The following is a 16631-nucleotide window of genomic DNA, read 5'->3' as shown; positions in this document are numbered from 1 at the left end:
TCCGGCACCCGCGATGTTCGACATCGGCTGGAGCGAACTTCTGCTGATCGGCGTTGCCGCGCTGGTCATCATCGGTCCCGAGGAACTGCCCCGGCTGTTTCACAGCCTGGGGCGGATGACGGGCCGCGCCCGTGCCATGGCGCGCGAGTTCAGCTCGGCCATGGAGGATGCGGCGAAATCGGCGGGACTGGATGACGTCAAGAAAGACCTGGACGGGTTGCGCAACATGACCTCGGCCAAGAACCTGGGGCTGGATGCGCTGGATCGCGCCGCCGACCGGTTCGAGAAATGGGAGCCCAAGATCCCGGCCAAGGCCAGCGACAAGCCCAGCCCCCAGCCCGATCCGGCGATGCCGCGCCCGGTTGCCCCGGTGGCCACGCCTGCGACGGATGAGGTCGTGACCTTCCGCACAGCACCCGCACCGGAACCGCCCGCAGCCGCCGCCCCCTCGGTCGCCTCACCGGCCAGTGCGCCCGCGCAGCCGGTGCGGCGCACCGGATCGAAAACCCGCCGCGCCGCCACGCGCGAAGCCAGCCCCCCACGGAACGACGAATGACCGCGCGCGAGAACGACCAGATCGACGACAGTTCGGCGCCGCTGATCGAACATCTGCGTGAATTGCGCAAACGGTTGATGTGGTCGGCAGCGGCCTTTGTCGCCGCGATGCTGATCGTGTTCATGGTCTGGAACCCGGTCTTCAACTTTCTGGCGCGGCCGATGTGCGATGCACTGGCCGACCGCAGCCAGGATTGCGGCCTGGTGCTGATCAAGCTGCAAGAAGGGCTGTTCGTCGCCATCAACATCTCGCTGTTCGGCGGGCTGGTGCTGGCCTTTCCGGTGATCGCCTATCAATTGTGGCGCTTCGTGGCCCCGGGCCTTTACCGGTCGGAAAAGCAGGCTTTCCTGCCGTTTCTGATCGCCTCGCCGGTGATGTTCTTTCTGGGCGCGGCCTTCACCTATTACGTCGTGCTGCCGACCGCTTTCAGCTTTTTCCTCAGCTTCCAGCAAGGCCCGCTGGCCGGCACCAGCACCGAGGCGCAGGCCGCCGCGCAGGCCGCGGGCCAGGTGCTGAATACCGCGCCGACCGGCGTCGTGTTCCAAGGCTCGATGCAGGAATACCTTAGCCTGACCATGAAGTTCATCCTGGCCTTCGGCCTGTGCTTCCAGTTGCCGGTGCTGCTGACCTTGATGGGCAAGGCCGGGCTGATCAGTTCGGCCGCGCTGGTCAGCACCCGCAAATATGCCTTCGTCGCCATCCTGTTGCTGTCGGCGGTGGTCACGCCGCCCGATGTCATCAGCCAGATGATCCTGTTTTCGGCGGTCTATCCGCTGTATGAAATCTCGATCTTCATCATCCGCCGCATGGAAAAGACGCGCGAGGCGCAGTTGCGCGCCGAAGGCCTGTGGGTCGATGACGTCGAGGAAGAAGCCGATGAGGGCCGGGCATGAGCGACGGCCCGGCGCTGGACCGCATCGCGGCGGCGCTGGAACGGCTGTCGCCCGCGCCGGTTCCGCTGCCCGATTTCGCTGCAGCCGACGCGGCCCCGGCCTATGTCTGGCATGTCGCGCCCGACCGATTGCAGCCGGTGCCGCAGGTGGCGCATGTCGATCTGGACCTGTTGCAGGGGATCGACCGCGCGCGCGACACGCTGCTGGCCAATACACGGCAGTTCGCCGAAGGGGCGGCGGCCAACAACGCGCTGCTGTGGGGCGCGCGCGGCATGGGCAAGTCGTCGCTGGTCAAGGCCGTCCATGCGCGCCTGCGGGCCGAAGGTCTGCCCCTGGTTCTGGTCGAACTTGCGCGCGAGGATCTCCCCTCGGTCGCCCGCCTGCTGGCCGTGCTGGCGACAGCGCCCGACACCCGCTTTGTGCTGTTTTGCGACGATCTGTCGTTTTCCCATGACGATCAGCATTACAAAAGCCTCAAGGCGGTGCTGGATGGCGGCGTCGCGGGGCGGCCTGCGAATGTGATTCTGTATGCGACCTCGAACCGGCGGCACCTGATGCCGCGCGACATGATCGAAAACGAGCGATCGACCGCCATCAATCCCGCCGAAGCGGTCGAGGAAAAGGTCTCGCTGTCGGATCGATTCGGTCTGTGGCTGGGGTTCCATCCCTGCGGCCAGGATGAATATCTGTCGATGATCGCGGGCTATTGCGCGGCCTATGGGCTGGCGGTCGACCCGCAGGCCCTGCGCGCCGAGGCGATCGAATGGCAGGCCACGCGCGGCGCGCGGTCGGGGCGGGTGGCTTGGCAGTTCTTCACCGATTATGCCGGGCGCCGAGGAATCGCGCTTTAGGCGCGGCCTGCGCGCGCGGGAAGGGCGCATAACCAGCCGGTCAGGGGCAATTCACCCTTGTCTTGTCGGATTTGTGATGAGCGGTGACCAACCCCGCCGGCGCCACAAAGTTCCCATCCGCCCGGCAGATCATCGGCTGTGGCTTTTCAGGATGCGGCGGCGCAAATGATTTATCGTTGCAAATCATAAAGTTGACCGGTTCCGACCTGATGGGGATTGCTAATCTGCAACAGTCCTGGGGCATGTCGGTCGCGTGCCGGGGGATTCCCCCTTTGCAATCCCGGTAACTCGTGTAAATGTCGCTGCGATGCTGTCGAACACGGCGGCTTTCTACAGTGAAAAGACGGAGCATATCATGAAAAAGATCGCTACCACCGCCCTGGTTCTGGGTCTGACCGCTGGCACCGCTTTCGCCGGTGGCTACGTTGCGCCGGTCGTCGAGGCCGAGCCGGTCGTCGTCGAGCAGTCGGCTGCCTCGTCGGCCGCTGGCTGGGTTGTCCCGGCCCTGCTGGTCCTGGGCATCGCTGCTGCCCTGGCTTCGGACAGCAACTCGTAATCACGAGTCGCTTCCAAGCGAAGATCAGACCGGAAGGCGCAGCCTTCCGGTCTTTTCTTATGTTCGCGCCCGTTCAGGCGCGCGGCGGGTGCCAACTGCGATCCAGCGCCGCCAGCCAGTTGTCCAGCGCCAGTTTCCGCAACAGATCCGCGCCATAGCCGTGATCGGCCAAGGCCTGCCACAGGGCGGGCAGGGCGGCGGCATCGGGCAGGTTTTCCGGCGTCAGCGCGCCGTCGAAATCCGACCCAAGGCCGACGTGATCCTCGCCCAGAATCCCGATCAGGTGGTCCAGATGGCGCAGCACCGGATCCCATCCGGCAAAGGCGCGGCGGCGGCCCTCGGGATCCAGGAAGGCTGCGGCGAAGTTCAGCCCGACCATGCCGCCCGAGTCGCGGATCGCGGCCAGTTGCCGGTCGGTCAGGTTGCGGCTGGAGGGCGTCACCGCATGGGCGTTGGAATGGGTGGCGATCAGCGGCGCATCGCTGATCCGCGCCACATCCCAGAACCCCGCCTCATTCAGATGCGACAGGTCGATGGCGATGCCAAGCGCGTTGCAGGCCCGGATCAGGCGCTGGCCGGCCTCGGTCAGGCCCGGCCCGGTATCGGGGCTTGAGGGGCAGGCAAAGGGCACGCCATGGCCGAAGGCGGTCGGGCGCGACCAGACCGGACCCAGCGACCGCAGGCCCATGTCGTGAAACAGGTAAAGCGCATCCAGATCGGGGTCGATCGGTTCGGCCCCTTCGATATGCAGGACGGCGGCGGTGCGCCCGGCTGCGATGGCCGCGCGGATCGCGGCGGTGTCGGTGCAGATCGACAATTCGCCCGTCCGCTCAAGCGCCTTCAGATGGCCGATCATCGCCAGGGCGACAGCCTGGGAATGGGCCAGCTCGACAGGTTCATCCAGCGGCATGACAAAGGGCGGGTTCTCCATCGCCGCCTCAAGCGCGGGGTCGTCATGCGGGGTGGGCGAGGGGATATAGACCGCGAACATGCCGCCGACCATGCCGCCCGCCTGCATCTGGGCGCGCGAAATCTGCGTCGTCCCGTCGCCTGCCCACAGCGCCGCGCGCCGTTCGGGCTGGCGCAGGATCTTCAGCAGGAAATCGTTGTGGCCGTCAAAGCTGGGCAGGCGCATGGAAACCTCGGGGTTGTCGTTTGCGGCAGGCTGGCACGGCAGCGCCCAGCCGTCAAATGGCGCCCGTCAAATCGTGGCCGTCAAAGGCCGCGCCTTCCCCCCTGGTCGCACTTGCCCGGTCCCCGCCTTCTTGCGATAAGGCGGGCCGCAGCAGGGGATGGGAGAGTGCCATGCGCAAGACGCTGATCGCCGCGGTGATTGCCGTGACCGGCTGGGCAGGGCCCGCCCTGGCCGAGGCCGAGGTGGTGCTGAAGATGCACTATTTCCTGCCCGATCAAAGTTTTGTGCCGGCCGAGATCCTGAAGCCCTGGGCCGACGCGATCGAAGCCGACAGCCAGGGCCGCATCCGCATCGACCGCTTCCCCTCGATGCAGCTGGGCGGCAAGCCCGCCGATCTGATCGATCAGATGCAGGATGGCGTGGTCGATGTGGTCTGGACGCTGCCGGGCTATACGCCGGGCCGCTTTCCGCGCACCGAGGTGATGGAACTGCCCTTCATGGTGGCCGACGCCGGGACCGCCAGCCGCGCCCTGTGGCGCATCGCCGAAACCGACATGATCCCGACCGAGTTCAAGGACATCAAGCTCTTGGGCCTGTGGGTTCACGGCCCCGGCGTGATCCATTCGGCGAAGCCCGTGGCCCGGCTTGAGGATATGGCGGGGCAGAAACTGCGCAGCCCCTCACGCCTGACGGCGCAGCTTCTGGAAAAGCTGGGTGCGACGCCGGTCGGGATGCCCGCGCCCGCCGTGCCCGAGGCGGTCAGCAAGCGCGTCATCGACGGCGCGCTGCTGCCGTGGGAGGTGACGTCATCGGTGCGGATCGCCGAACTGGTCAGCCATCACACCCAGTTTCCGACCGAGGGCATCTATGTCTCGCCGCTGATGTTGGCGATGAACAAGGGCGTCTATGATGGCCTTGCCCCGGACTTGCGCGCCATCATCGACGCCCATTCGGGCGAGGCGTTTTCTGCCCATGCCGGCGCGATCCAGCAAGGCGCCGATGCCCCGATGCGCGATGAGGCCGCCGCGCGCGGCAATGACATCGTGACCCTGCCGCCCGAGGAGGCGATGCGTTGGCTGGATGCCGCGCTGCCGGTGATCGAGGCCTGGGTCGATGGATCAGCCGCACAGGGCTTTGACGGGGCGGATCTTTTGGCGCGCACCCGCGCGGGGATCGACGCGGCGATGGCCGAAGCCCCCGCCGCCGCGCCCGCCAAACCCTGATGATCGGGCGCATCGACCGGCTGGCTTTGGCCCTTGCGCGCGCCCTGGCGCTGATCGGCGGGGCGATCCTGATCGCCCTGATCGCGATGATCTGCATCAGCATCACCACGCGCGCCTTGGGCTTTGGCCCGGTCACCGGCGATTATGAACTGGTCGAACTGGGCACCGCACTGGCGGTCTTTGCCTTTCTGCCCTTCTGCCAGATCACCGGCGCCCATGCGCGGGTCGATGTGCTGACCCACCGGCTTGGCCCGCGCGGCTGGGCCTTGCTGGACGGGCTGTGGGCTGTCGCCTTGGCGGTGGTCATGGCGCTGATCGCCTGGAAATTGGCCGAGGGGATGGCGGGCAAGCGCATGGCGGCCGAGACGACGTTCCTGCGCCAGATCCCGGTCTGGTGGGCCTATGCGGGCGCGCTGCCGATGGCGGCGGTCGCGGCGCTGATCGCCGCCTGGTCGGCGCTGCGGGCGATCCTGCCGGGGGCGCGGGCATGACCACGCTTGAGATGGGCTTCTGGTCGCTTCCGGTCCTGCTAGGCCTGATCTTCGCCCGCGCGCCCATCGGCCTCGCCATGGCCCTTGTCGGCGCGGGCGGGCTGTGGCTGGTGACCGGCAGCCCGGCGATGATCCTGGCCCGGCTGAAGACCGAGGTGTTTTCCACCTATGCCAGCTATACCCTGTCGGTCGTGCCGATGTTCCTGTTGATGGGGCAGTTCGCGGCGCTTGGCGGCATGTCGCAGGCGCTGTTTCGTGCGGCCGAGGGGCTGGTCGGCCACCGGCGCGGCGGCGTCGGTATCGCCGCCATCGGTGCCTGCGCGGGCTTTGGCGCGATCTGCGGGTCGTCGATGGCGACAGCCGCCACCATGGGTCAGGCGGCGCTGCCCGAACTGAAACGCGCGGGCTATGCCGGTGGCTTTGCCGGGGCGATCCTGGCGGCGGGGGGGACGCTGGGCATCCTGATCCCGCCCTCGGTCGTGTTGGTCATCTATGCGCAACTGACCGAGGCGAACATCGCCAAGCTGTTCCTGGCTGCCTTCGTGCCGGGGCTGCTGGCGGCGGCCAGCTATATGGCGGTGATCGCGCTTTATGTGCGCCGCCATCCCCACGCGGCGGGGATCGTGGCGCGGGTCGGCTGGGGCGAGCGGCTGCGGCGCCTGGCCTTGGTCTGGCCGGTGCTGGCGGTGTTTCTGGCGGTGGTCGGCGGCATCTATGGCGGCCTGTTCACCCCGACCGAGGGCGCCGCTATCGGCGCCGCCGGCACCGGCCTGATCGCCGCGCTGAGCGGCGGCCTGCGCGGCGGCGCGCTGCCCCGCGCGCTGCTGGCGACGGCGCAATCGACGGCGATGGTGTTCTTCATCGTGCTGGGCGCGGGGTTGCTGAACGGCTTTCTTGCACTGGCGCAGGTGCCGCAAGCCCTGTCGCAGGCGGTCGTCGATCTGGGCCTGAGCCCCTGGATGGTGATGGTGGCGATCCTCGTGCTTTACCTGATCCTTGGCTGCGTGATGGACAGCCTGTCGATGATCCTTTTGACAGTGCCGATCTTCTGGCCGGTGGTGCAGGGCCTCGATTTCGGCCTGACGCCGGACCAACTGGCGATCTGGTTCGGCATCCTCGTGCTGATCGCGGTCGAGGTCGGGCTGATCACCCCGCCGGTGGGGATGAACCTGTTCGTCATCAACGCGATGGACCGCGCCACCCCGGCCCCCGCCGTGTTCCGCGCCGTCACCTGGTTCGTCGCCGCCGACATCCTGCGCATCGCCCTACTGCTGGCCGTCCCCGCCATCACGCTGTTTGCGATCTGAGCCGAAACCGGGCAGCATGGGGCCAGACGTCACCATAGCAAAGGGGGCACGCACCATGGCCAGCATCACCCGCGATTTTGAAGGTCAGACCGTCATCACCACGTTTGAAATGTCGCCCGGCACCGCCGCCGACCTGCTTGAGGCGCTGCAAGACGCCTGGGAACAGGTCATCAGCAAGCAACCCGGTTTCATCGCCGGGGCGCTGCATATGAACGATGCCCAGACCCGGATCGCCAGCTATTCGCAATGGCGTGACCGGCGCGATTATCAGGCGATGCTGCGCACCCCCGAGATGCGCGAAAGGAACCGCCACATCCACGCGCTTGCCAAGTCGTTCGAGCCGGTCATGTATGAGGTCGCGGCGACCTATTAGGCCCGCCCTGGCGTTTCGCAGGCGCAGCATTTCCCCCGTGCATTCCGGCGCGGGCCATGCGAACCTGCGACAAACGGGGCCACAAGGAAAAGCTGCCATGGCCGGACGGATTATCACCATTGCCCAGCAAAAGGGCGGGTCGGGCAAGACCACCCTGGCCGTCAATCTGGCCATCGCACTGCGCCGGGCCGGGCATTCGGTCGCGCTGCTGGACACCGATCCGCAGGGCAGCCTGGGGCGGTGGTTCATGACCCGCCGCCAGGCGCGAGGCGACGATGCGGCCTTGGGCTTTTCCACCTCATCAGCCTGGGGCGTGGAATATGAATGCGAAAAGCTGGCGCGCGACGCCGATGTGGTGATCGTCGACACCCCGCCCAAGGCCGACAGCGACCTGCGACCGGCGCTGCGGGCCGCCGATCTGGTGCTGGTGCCGGTTGCCAGCAGCCATGTCGATCTGTGGGCGACAGAGGGCGTGCTGGATCTGGCCCGGCGCGAAGGCCGCGCCTGTCTGATCGTCCTGAACCGCACGCGTCCCGGCACCCGGCTGGGCGCCGAGGTCGAACAGGCCGCCGCCGGTCTGGGTGTCGATCTGGCCGAGGGCCGCCTGGGAAACCGCGTCGCCTATGCCGAGACCTTGGGCCAGGGCGATGGCGTGGCCGAGGCCGGGCGCAGCCCCGCCGCCCATGAGATCGCCACCCTGGCCGCCGAAATCGCAGCCCGGCTGGACCTCGACCCCGCCAAGGCTTGACCTGTGCCGCTGCCCGGCTAGGGTGCCGCCACAACCCAAAGACCCCAAGAGGTATGTCATGACACAGCCGCAACGGCTTCATCTGGTGTTCGGTGGCGAGCTGGTCTCGACCGCTTCGACCGAGTTCCGCGACCCTTCGGCGATCCATGTCGTCGGCGTCTATCCCGATTACGCCAGTGCCCATCGCGCCTGGAAGGCCGAGGCGCAGCGCACCGTCGACAGCGCCCAGACCCGCTATTTCATTGCCCATATCCATCGCCTGATGGACGAAAACCGCGAGGCCAGCCCGACTGCCGAACTGGGGGTCTGACTGGCCAACCGGCGGAAACAGGCCGAAAAGGGGCGGGGCGCGGTCGATAACAAAATTGTGTCGACCCATGCAACCAATGCCGGTCAGCGGCGTTGATGGGGTATCAAAAGACATTCCACCTGCCAATGGAGAGACCCATGAAAGCCCCCGCCCTGATCGCCCTGGTGACCGCCCCCTTCCTGCTGGCCGCCTGTGAGACCGTGACCACCACCACCGTCGCCGCGCCCGACGGCAGCGTCGTGGCCACCGCGCCCGCCGCCGATGGCTCGACCGTTGTCGCCGTTCAGCCGGGTGCGACCAATGTCGCCGACACCTGCAACGCCGCGCGCTATCAGGATCTGGTCGGCCAGAAATCGCCCGCCGTCAGCGTTCCCGCCGGCACCGAGTTCCGCCACTACCGCACCGGTCAGGCCACGACCCAGGATTTCAACGGCAGCCGCGTGAACTTTGAATACGACCGCTCGGGCAAGCTGGTCAGCGTGACCTGCGGCTGATCCAAAGGCCTTGCCACCACGGAACAGGGCGCCCCTTGGGGCGCCCTTTTTCGTGGCCTAGCGCTTGCGCCGCTTGTTGCCGCCGCGTTGCCCCGCGCGCCCGGCGGTCGATCGCCCCGAGGATTTCACCGCCGCCTCTGCCGCTTCATCGATCGCGGATTGCCGGGCCAGCGGGTCATCCGCCACGGCCAGCTCGACCGCCTCCAGCCGCTTGACCTCATCGCGCAGGCGGGCGGCTTCCTCGAACTCAAGGTTCTCGGCGGCCTTGCGCATCTGCACCCGCAACGCGTCCAGATGCGCGGCCAGGTTCGACCCCACCATCGGCTTGTCGACCTTGGTGGTGATGCGCGACTGATCGGTATCGCCCTGCCAGAGGCCGGCCAGCACGTCATCGACATTCTTGCGCACCGTCTGGGGCGTGATGCCATGCGCCTCGTTATAGGCGATCTGCTTGGCGCGGCGGCGTTCGGTTTCGGCAAGCGCGCGTTCCATGCTGCCGGTGATGCGGTCGGCATACATGATGACCCGGCCATCGGCATTGCGCGCGGCCCGGCCAATGGTCTGGATAAGGCTTGTTTCCGACCGCAGGAAGCCCTCCTTGTCGGCGTCGAGGATCGCCACCAGCCCGCATTCGGGAATGTCCAACCCCTCGCGCAAGAGGTTGATGCCGATCAGCACATCAAACGCCCCCAGTCGCAAATCGCGCAGGATTTCAATGCGTTCGATCGTGTCGATGTCGCTGTGCATGTATCGCACGCGGATGCCCTGTTCGTGCAGATATTCGGTCAGATCCTCGGCCATGCGCTTGGTCAGCGTGGTGACCAGCGTGCGCAACCCCGCGGCAGCGACCCGACGGACCTCATCCAGCAGGTCATCGACCTGCATCTCGACGGCTCGGATCTCGACCTTGGGGTCCAAGAGGCCGGTGGGGCGGATCACCTGTTCGGTAAAGACGCCGCCGGTCTGGTCCAGTTCCCAATCCGCGGGGGTGGCGCTGACGAACACCGATTGCGGGCGCATCGCGTCCCATTCCTCGAACTTCAGCGGGCGGTTGTCCATGCAGGAGGGCAGGCGGAACCCATGTTCGGCCAGGGTGAACTTGCGCCGAAAGTCGCCGCGATACATGCCGCCGATCTGCGGCACGCTGACATGGGATTCATCCGCGAAAACAATGGCATTGTCGGGGATGAACTCGAACAGGGTGGGCGGCGGCTCGCCCGGCGCGCGGCCGGTCAGATAGCGGGAATAGTTCTCGATCCCGTTGCAAACGCCGGTCGCCTCAAGCATTTCCAGGTCGAAATTGGTGCGCTGTTCCAGCCGCTGCGCCTCCAGCAGTTTGCCTTCGTCGTTCAACTGCTTCAGCCGCGCGGCCAGTTCGGCGCGAATGCCCTTGGTCGCCTGTTGCAGCGTCGGGCGCGGGGTGACGTAGTGGCTGTTGGCATAGATGCGGATCTGCTTGAAGCTGTCGGTCTTGGCGCCGGTCAGCGGGTCGAACTCATCAATCGATTCAAGCTCTTCGCCGAAAAAGGAAAAGCGCCAGGCGCGATCCTCAAGGTGGGCGGGCCACAGTTCCACCACATCGCCGCGCACCCGGAACGCGCCGCGCTGAAAGGCAGTGTCCAGGCGCTTGTATTGCTGGGCGACCAATTCGCCCAGGAACTTGCGCTGATCGACGATCTGGCCAACCGCCATGTCCTGCGTCATGGCGCTGTAGGTCTCGACCGAGCCGATGCCGTAGATGCAACTGACCGAGGCGACGATGATCACATCATCGCGTTCCAGCAACGCCCGGGTGGCCGAGTGGCGCATCCGGTCGATGGCCTCGTTGATCTGGGATTCCTTCTCGATATAGGTGTCGGTGCGGGCGACATAGGCTTCGGGCTGGTAATAGTCGTAATAGCTGACGAAATATTCCACCGCATTGTCGGGAAAGAAGCCCTTGAACTCGCCATACAATTGCGCGGCCAAGGTCTTGTTCGGGGCCAGGATGATGGCCGGGCGCTGCGTCGCCTCGATCACCTTGGCCATGGTAAAGGTCTTGCCGGTGCCGGTCGCGCCCAGCAGCACCTGATCACGCTCACCCGCCTGCACACCTGCGGTCAGTTCGGCAATCGCCGTGGGCTGGTCGCCCGCCGCCGTAAAGGGCGTGTGCATGACGAACCGCCGCCCGCCCTCAAGCTTTTCGCGCTTGGGCAGGTGATACAGCGGCATCGGGGCATTGGTGTTGTTATGGGCCATCGTTTCACCTTTGTTCCGCGATAATGTGGACCCCGCGACCCCCTTGCACAAGGGGCCTGTTCCGACGATAACGGGGCCGTTCACGAAAGGGGTTCGTCATGCGCGCACGTCTGTATCAACCCGCCCGCAACGCCATGCAGTCCGGCACCGCCAAGACCGGGGCCTGGATGCTTGAGTTCGAACCTGCCGCGCCGCGCGCCATTGACCCGCTGATGGGCTGGACATCATCATCCGACATGAACGCCCAGATCCGCCTGCGTTTCGACAGCCGCAAGGCCGCCGAGGATTACGCCCGCGAAAAAGGGATCGAGCTGACGGTGGTCGCGCCCGCGCAAAAGCGCAAGCCGATCATCCGCCCCCGCGGCTATGGCGAGAATTTCGCCACCGAACGCCGCGCCCCCTGGACGCACTGAGGCCGGCTGAAAGGCTGCCCAAAGAATTGGCACTGTCGGTGACAAAAGTTGCCGTGTGGGCGTGTCTGGCGTGCCGGTGCCTGACCGCGCGCGCCTGCGGGAAAGACTGCGGGACCGACTGTGGCCAGCCCCCGAAAGGATCGCCATGACCGCCATCATCACCCGCGAAAGTCCGCTGACCGACGATCTGGCGCTGCTGTTTCAGCGCCATCACGACCATTGCCACGCCGATACGCCGCCCGAATCCATTCACATGATGGACCGCGCCGATCTGGCCGTGCCGGAAATCGCGTTCTTCGTCGCGCGTGATGATGAGGGTCAGCCGCTGGCGATGGGCGCTGTCAAGGTGATCGAGCCGGGCCATGGCGAGCTGAAGTCGATGCATGTGCTGGCCGAGGCGCGCGGCCTTGGCCTGGCCCGGCAGATGCTGGATCACCTGATCGCCCAGGGCCGCGCCATGGGCCTGACGCGCCTCAGCCTTGAGACCGGCGCGCAGGCCAGCTTCACCCCGGCGCGCGCGCTTTATGCGGCGGCCGGCTTTGCCGAATGCGGGCCGTTTCTGGGCTATCGGGCAGACCCGATGAGCGTGTTCATGACGCTGGATTTCACCATGCCGTCAAACGGTGTGAACTAAGTCATTAAGTTACAACCACAATCTTCACGTCTTTGCGATTTAAGTAAGGTTAAAGCTTGTAAGAATCGCTCGCCCATGGCATAAGCCCGACCTTTCTTGGGTCTGAATTGACCTTTTGCTCAGACAGCGATGGGGCTCGCCCCGTCTGAAAGGATTGTTATGGCGACGGAAGATTTCAACTGGGTCGGTGCGGGTGGTGTGACCGCAACGGGGCAAACCCTATCGACCAATGTGCCCTCATCTGGGCTAAGCTATACGCAAAATACCGGTAACTACACGGTGACGACCAAGATCGTCGACACCGCAGGCGGCACCGACATGACGACGCTCGCCACCGATAACAACCCCTATCAACCAGAGAATTACGGCGGCTATTTCAACGCGGGGCAAGGGTTCAGCACAACCAGTGCGCTGAAGATGAGTTCGGCCAGTGGCACCGGATCGGTCGGCACGCTTGAGACAAGCTTTGACGGAAAGACCGGCTTCACCGACACCGTCGAGAACGTGAAGTTTGCCATCAGCAACCTGGACCGTGGCCTGTTTCGCGATTCCGTCAGGATCACAGCCTATAATGGCACACAGGCCGTGCCGGTCACGCTGACGATCCTTGATGGGGGCAGGTCCACCATAACCAACGGTGTCACCCTCTCGAACGGCAGCGCCACCGCCACCACCCAGGGCCAATCGCTGACGGGCACCTCGGTGACGGCGACGGCCAATAACATTTCTAACAACATCGCCACCAACAATAACGATCATCAGATCCTGGTGTCGATCGCCGGGCCGATCACTGGCTTCAAGGTCGAGTTCATTCGTGATTCATCCACCAGTGGCAACACCGGAACGTCGTATATCTATATGTCCGACATCGTGTTCGGCACCGTTGCCGAACCGGCCCCCTGCTTCGCCCGTGGCACGATGATCCTGACCGATCGTGGCCCCGTCGCGATCGAGGATCTGGTCGAGGGCGACATGGTGATGACCCGCGACAATGGCGCGCAACCGATCCGCTGGATCGGCACCAGCAGCATCAACCTGACCCGCCGCCCGCATCTGGCGCCGATCCGCATCCGCGCCGGAGCCTTGGGCGCGGGGCAGCCGACCGCCGACCTGCTGGTCAGCCCGCAGCACCGCATCCTGGTGCAATCGGCCATTGCGCAGCGGCTGTTCGGCGCGCCCGAGGTACTGGTCGCGGCCAAGCAGTTGCTGCAAGTCGACGGTATCGACATTGCCACCGACCTGGCCGAAGTCGACTATTTCCACATGCTTTTCGACGCGCATGAGGTGGTCACGTCGAACGGGGCGGCCTCGGAAAGCCTGTTCACCGGGCCAGAGGCGCTGAAGGCGGTGGGTGCCGCCGCGCGGGCGGAAATCCTTGCGATCTTCCCCGAACTGGCCCGCCGCGACTATCAGCCGGTGGGCGCGCGCATCCTGGCCTCGGGGCGGATGGGCCGCAAGCTGGCGGTGCGCCACGCGCAAAACGGCAAGCCGCTGGTTCAGTGACCACGGCCACAGGGCACGGATCGGGGCGCCTTCGGGTGCCCCTTTCTTCTTGGCGCAAATATCCTCGCCGAAGGCATCCATCCGCACCACAGGCGTTGCGCTGCGGCCTTGCACACCGCCGCCCGCTGTCGCATGAACGCGCCACGGCCCCTTAGCTCAGCTGGATAGAGCACTCGCCTTCTAAGCGAATGGTCACAGGTTCGAATCCTGTAGGGGCCGCCATCTTTGGCCGGTTGGGCGTCAGGCCTTCTTGGCAATCTGTCCCGATCCTGCGCCTTCGTGCCTGCCGTTCATCATGGGCCGACAGGTCGTAAAGCCGCGATTGCTGCCTTTTTAATGTTCATGTATTGTTCCTGTGGGAATGCATGAGGGAAGGGGCTGGATGATACAAGGTAGTTGCTGTTGTGGTGCCGTGAAGTTCGAATTGCTGGCTGCGCCAGCCATGATGGGAACATGCCATTGTTCCCGCTGCAGGAAGGCCGGGGCCAGCACGATCGTCTTTGTCAAGCGCGATGACCTGAGATGGCTCTGTGGCAAGGAAAATGTGGCGACGTACAAGCCGGGCGCCCCTTATAAATATGAGCGTTGCTTCTGTCGGATCTGCGGTTCGTCATTGGGTGAAATCCTGTCCGAAGAGGACAGCTTCCCGATTGCAGCGAATGCGCTGGATGCGGGCCTTGGCCTGAAAAACCAGTTTCATGAGTTTACGTCTGAAAAGCCCGGCTGGTATGAGATTTGCGATGAGGCCCCGCAGTCGGAAGGCGGCCCCGCTTCATGAAACGCTGACCGCCTGTCCGCAGGCTTCTGGCACAGCCAAGGGACCAGCCTTGTCTGTCGATCAGCACCGCCGTTAGGATCAGTCAAGCAAAAAGGCCGGGGATTTCCCCGGCCTTTTGTCGACAATGCCGCTTGGCAGTCAGCCTTATTCCTGCGAGCCCATGAAGGACAGCAGGAATTGGAACATGTTCAGGAAGTTCAGATACAGCGACAGCGCGCCCATGATGGCACCCTTCGCCAGGAACTCGCTGTCGGAATTGGCCAGGTCCAGATAGGTCTGCTTGATGCGCTGCGTGTCAAAGGCGGTCAGACCGGCAAAGATCAGCACGCCGATGGCCGAGATGGCAAAGTGCATCGCGCCCGACTTCAGGAAGATGTTCACGATCGAGGCGACGATCAGGCCGATCAGGCCCATCATCAGGAAGGTGCCCATGCCCGACAGGTCGCGCTTGGTGGTGTAGCCATAGATCGACAGGCCGGCAAAGGCGATGGCCGTCACCAGGAAGGTCTGCACGATCGAGAACGGCGTATAGACGGCAAAGATCCAGCTGATCGACACGCCCATCAGCGCGGCGAACAGGAAGAAGATGCCCTGCGCGGCCTGCGCCGACAGCCGGTTGATCGCCGCGCCGAAGGCAAAGACGATCAACAGCGGGGCGAACATGATGACCCATTTCAGCGGCGACAGATACAGGGTCTTGCCGAACTCGGTCAGGTAACGCCCGGCGCCGATCTGCCACGGCGTCGGATCCGCCGACAGCGCGAGGTTCGACATCAGCCAGGCCAAGCCCGCGGTGATCAGCATCCCCACGCTCATCAGCGCATAGACGCGGTTCATGTAGACGCGCAGCCCCTGGTCGATGGCGGCGCTGTGGGCGCCGGCATGGCTGCGGTTCAATGTGTTGTAATCGGCCATCAATGCCTCCGTTGATCGTCGGGGCCATGTGCCCCGGTCCCTTGGACGGGGATTGACGCCCCCTTGGGGTCGAATATCGGCGCGGGGGCCGGAGGATTCAAGGAAAAGCGACCTCAAATTGTCGTATTTTCTGCATCGCAGCGTGGGTTTGGCGCGGCTTAGGCGTCCATGTCGATGACGATCTTGCCTGTGCCGCGCCCGGCCCGCAGCGTCTCCAGCGCCTGCGGCAGGTCGTCAAAGCCGAAACGCGTGCCGATATGGGGGCGCAATTGGCCCGCCGCCGCCCAGTCCAGCACGGTGGTCAGACTGGCGCGCAGCAGAGCGGGGTCGAGCGAGCGGTAGCCGCCCCAGTAAAGGCCGTGAATAGTCAGGTTCTTCACAAGCGCATGGTTCAGCTTCAGATCGGGCGGCGCACCGGCGGCAAAGCCGATCAGCAGGAACTGCCCGCCGGGGCGCAGCGCGCCAAAGGCCGCAGCGCCCGGCGCGCCGCCGACCGCATCATAGACCACATCGACACCGCCCAGATCGCGCAGGCGCTGGCGCAGGTCGGGGTCGGTGCTGTCGATCGCCTCATGCGCGCCGGCCGCGCGTGCAATGGCCAGCTTGTCCGTGCCGCGCGCGCAGGCGATGACGCGGGCACCCAGCCGCGCGCCGATCTCGACCGCGGTCAGGCCGACGCCGCCCGCCGCACCCAGCACCGCCAGCACCTGACCGGCTCGCAGGCCCGCGCGATGCGCCAGGGCCAGGTGGCTGGTGCCATGGGCGATGGGCAGCGCGGCACCGGTGGCGAAATCCAGCGCTTCGGGCAGCGGCCAGCAGGCGTCTGCGTCAAACACTCCGGCCTCGGCAAGGGCGCCTTGCCCGGCAAAGACCGCCACCCGGTCGCCCACCGACAGGCTGGTCACGCCGGGCCCGGTGGCGGTGACAAGGCCCGCCGCCTCCATCCCTGGCACATAGGGGCGGGGCGGGGTGTCCTGATACTGGCCGCGCAGCATCAGAAGATCGGCAAAATTCAACGCCGCCGCCCGGATCGCAACGCCGACCTGGCCCGGACCGGGTTGCGGGCGGGGCAGGGTGACGGGCTGCGGCGCTTCGGCACCGTCCTGAACCTGCCAGGCGCGCATCATCGGGGCGGGGTCGGTCATGTCATACCTCAATCGTTGGCGCATGTTAGCGCAGCCATTCGGCCTTGCCCATGGCCGGAACGCCGTCA

At 65.5% G+C, this 16631-nt stretch carries 19 protein-coding genes and 1 tRNA gene; 16 read left to right on the top strand and 4 right to left on the bottom strand.

Features of this window, described 5'->3' with window-relative positions; all coding sequences use genetic code 11:
• The first annotated feature begins 13 nt into the window (after positions 1 to 13).
• The 4 genes from tatB (at position 14) to ACEYYA_RS09270 (ending at position 2856) form a co-directional block, all read left to right on the top strand.
• Positions 14 to 556: a Sec-independent protein translocase protein TatB gene (tatB, locus tag ACEYYA_RS09285; protein WP_374799896.1), complete on the top strand. Its 543-nt coding sequence runs from the start codon at positions 14 to 16 to the stop codon at positions 554 to 556.
• A complete protein-coding gene (gene tatC, locus ACEYYA_RS09280; protein ID WP_374799894.1) occupies positions 553 to 1449 on the top strand; it encodes a twin-arginine translocase subunit TatC in 897 nt (298 codons plus the stop codon). Before tatB ends, tatC begins: the two co-directional genes overlap by 4 nt.
• Positions 1446 to 2300 (top strand): ATP-binding protein, encoded by an 855-nt coding sequence (locus ACEYYA_RS09275; protein ID WP_374799892.1) that lies wholly within the window; start codon positions 1446 to 1448, stop codon positions 2298 to 2300. The genes tatC and ACEYYA_RS09275 overlap by 4 nt, the downstream gene beginning before the upstream one ends.
• 355 nt (positions 2301 to 2655) lie before the next feature.
• On the top strand, positions 2656 to 2856 hold the full coding sequence (locus ACEYYA_RS09270; RefSeq protein ID WP_374799890.1) for a hypothetical protein: 201 nt from the start codon (positions 2656 to 2658) through the stop codon (positions 2854 to 2856).
• 73 nt (positions 2857 to 2929) lie between these two features.
• Here ACEYYA_RS09270 and ACEYYA_RS09265 read toward each other — a convergent pair whose 3' ends face one another.
• Positions 2930 to 3991, bottom strand: coding sequence for a dipeptidase (locus ACEYYA_RS09265; protein WP_374799888.1), 1062 nt, complete (start codon positions 3989 to 3991; stop codon positions 2930 to 2932).
• A 170-nt stretch (positions 3992 to 4161) separates the two neighbouring features.
• On the opposite strand from ACEYYA_RS09265, the gene ACEYYA_RS09260 reads away from it, so the two are divergent.
• The 7 genes from ACEYYA_RS09260 (at position 4162) to ACEYYA_RS09230 (ending at position 8937) form a co-directional block, all read left to right on the top strand.
• Positions 4162 to 5214: a TRAP transporter substrate-binding protein gene (locus ACEYYA_RS09260; protein ID WP_374799886.1), complete on the top strand. Its 1053-nt coding sequence runs from the start codon at positions 4162 to 4164 to the stop codon at positions 5212 to 5214.
• Positions 5214 to 5705: a TRAP transporter small permease gene (locus tag ACEYYA_RS09255; RefSeq protein ID WP_374799884.1), complete on the top strand. Its 492-nt coding sequence runs from the start codon at positions 5214 to 5216 to the stop codon at positions 5703 to 5705. Before ACEYYA_RS09260 ends, ACEYYA_RS09255 begins: the two co-directional genes overlap by 1 nt.
• Positions 5702 to 7012: a TRAP transporter large permease gene (locus ACEYYA_RS09250; protein WP_374799882.1), complete on the top strand. Its 1311-nt coding sequence runs from the start codon at positions 5702 to 5704 to the stop codon at positions 7010 to 7012. Before ACEYYA_RS09255 ends, ACEYYA_RS09250 begins: the two co-directional genes overlap by 4 nt.
• A 55-nt stretch (positions 7013 to 7067) precedes the next feature.
• Complete coding sequence (locus tag ACEYYA_RS09245; protein WP_374799880.1) at positions 7068 to 7385, top strand: antibiotic biosynthesis monooxygenase family protein; 318 nt, start codon at positions 7068 to 7070, stop codon at positions 7383 to 7385.
• A 97-nt stretch (positions 7386 to 7482) separates the two neighbouring features.
• Positions 7483 to 8133 carry a ParA family partition ATPase gene (gene parA, locus ACEYYA_RS09240; RefSeq protein ID WP_374799878.1) on the top strand — a complete coding sequence of 217 codons (651 nt, stop codon included), beginning with the start codon at positions 7483 to 7485 and terminating at the stop codon, positions 8131 to 8133.
• A gap of 58 nt (positions 8134 to 8191) precedes the next feature.
• Positions 8192 to 8443: a DUF4170 domain-containing protein gene (locus ACEYYA_RS09235; protein ID WP_374799876.1), complete on the top strand. Its 252-nt coding sequence runs from the start codon at positions 8192 to 8194 to the stop codon at positions 8441 to 8443.
• Positions 8444 to 8580: 137 nt separating this feature from the next.
• The gene (locus ACEYYA_RS09230) at positions 8581 to 8937 is read left to right on the top strand and encodes an I78 family peptidase inhibitor (RefSeq protein WP_374799874.1); all 357 of its coding nucleotides are present in this window, start codon (positions 8581 to 8583) and stop codon (positions 8935 to 8937) included.
• A gap of 57 nt (positions 8938 to 8994) precedes the next feature.
• Here the strand turns inward: ACEYYA_RS09230 and uvrB are convergent, their stop codons facing one another.
• Complete coding sequence (uvrB, locus tag ACEYYA_RS09225; RefSeq protein WP_374799872.1) at positions 8995 to 11175, bottom strand: excinuclease ABC subunit UvrB; 2181 nt, start codon at positions 11173 to 11175, stop codon at positions 8995 to 8997.
• Between the two features lie 98 nt (positions 11176 to 11273).
• On the opposite strand from uvrB, the gene ACEYYA_RS09220 reads away from it, so the two are divergent.
• The 5 genes from ACEYYA_RS09220 (at position 11274) to ACEYYA_RS09200 (ending at position 14503) form a co-directional block, all read left to right on the top strand.
• Entirely contained in the window at positions 11274 to 11588 is a 315-nt protein-coding gene (locus tag ACEYYA_RS09220; protein WP_374799870.1) for an ETC complex I subunit, read from the top strand.
• A gap of 145 nt (positions 11589 to 11733) precedes the next feature.
• A complete protein-coding gene (locus tag ACEYYA_RS09215; protein WP_374799868.1) occupies positions 11734 to 12222 on the top strand; it encodes a GNAT family N-acetyltransferase in 489 nt (162 codons plus the stop codon).
• 159 nt (positions 12223 to 12381) lie between these two features.
• Positions 12382 to 13725 carry a Hint domain-containing protein gene (locus ACEYYA_RS09210; RefSeq protein WP_374799866.1) on the top strand — a complete coding sequence of 448 codons (1344 nt, stop codon included), beginning with the start codon at positions 12382 to 12384 and terminating at the stop codon, positions 13723 to 13725.
• Positions 13726 to 13870: 145 nt separating this feature from the next.
• Positions 13871 to 13947: transfer RNA gene (locus tag ACEYYA_RS09205), tRNA-Arg, on the top strand.
• A 139-nt stretch (positions 13948 to 14086) separates the two neighbouring features.
• Positions 14087 to 14503, top strand: coding sequence for a GFA family protein (locus ACEYYA_RS09200; protein ID WP_459349876.1), 417 nt, complete (start codon positions 14087 to 14089; stop codon positions 14501 to 14503).
• A gap of 144 nt (positions 14504 to 14647) precedes the next feature.
• Here ACEYYA_RS09200 and ACEYYA_RS09195 read toward each other — a convergent pair whose 3' ends face one another.
• Together ACEYYA_RS09195 and ACEYYA_RS09190 are read right to left on the bottom strand one after the other, a co-directional pair.
• Positions 14648 to 15418: a Bax inhibitor-1/YccA family protein gene (locus tag ACEYYA_RS09195; RefSeq protein WP_374799862.1), complete on the bottom strand. Its 771-nt coding sequence runs from the start codon at positions 15416 to 15418 to the stop codon at positions 14648 to 14650.
• A 158-nt stretch (positions 15419 to 15576) separates the two neighbouring features.
• Positions 15577 to 16563 carry an NADPH:quinone oxidoreductase family protein gene (locus tag ACEYYA_RS09190; RefSeq protein ID WP_374799860.1) on the bottom strand — a complete coding sequence of 329 codons (987 nt, stop codon included), beginning with the start codon at positions 16561 to 16563 and terminating at the stop codon, positions 15577 to 15579.
• Positions 16564 to 16631 lie beyond the last annotated feature (68 nt).

Source organism: Paracoccus zhouxuedongae (genome assembly GCF_041927815.1).
GTDB lineage: Bacteria > Pseudomonadota > Alphaproteobacteria > Rhodobacterales > Rhodobacteraceae > Paracoccus.
The sequence above is the reverse complement of the archived record's forward strand: the minus strand, read 5'-3'. Positions and strand labels throughout refer to the sequence as shown.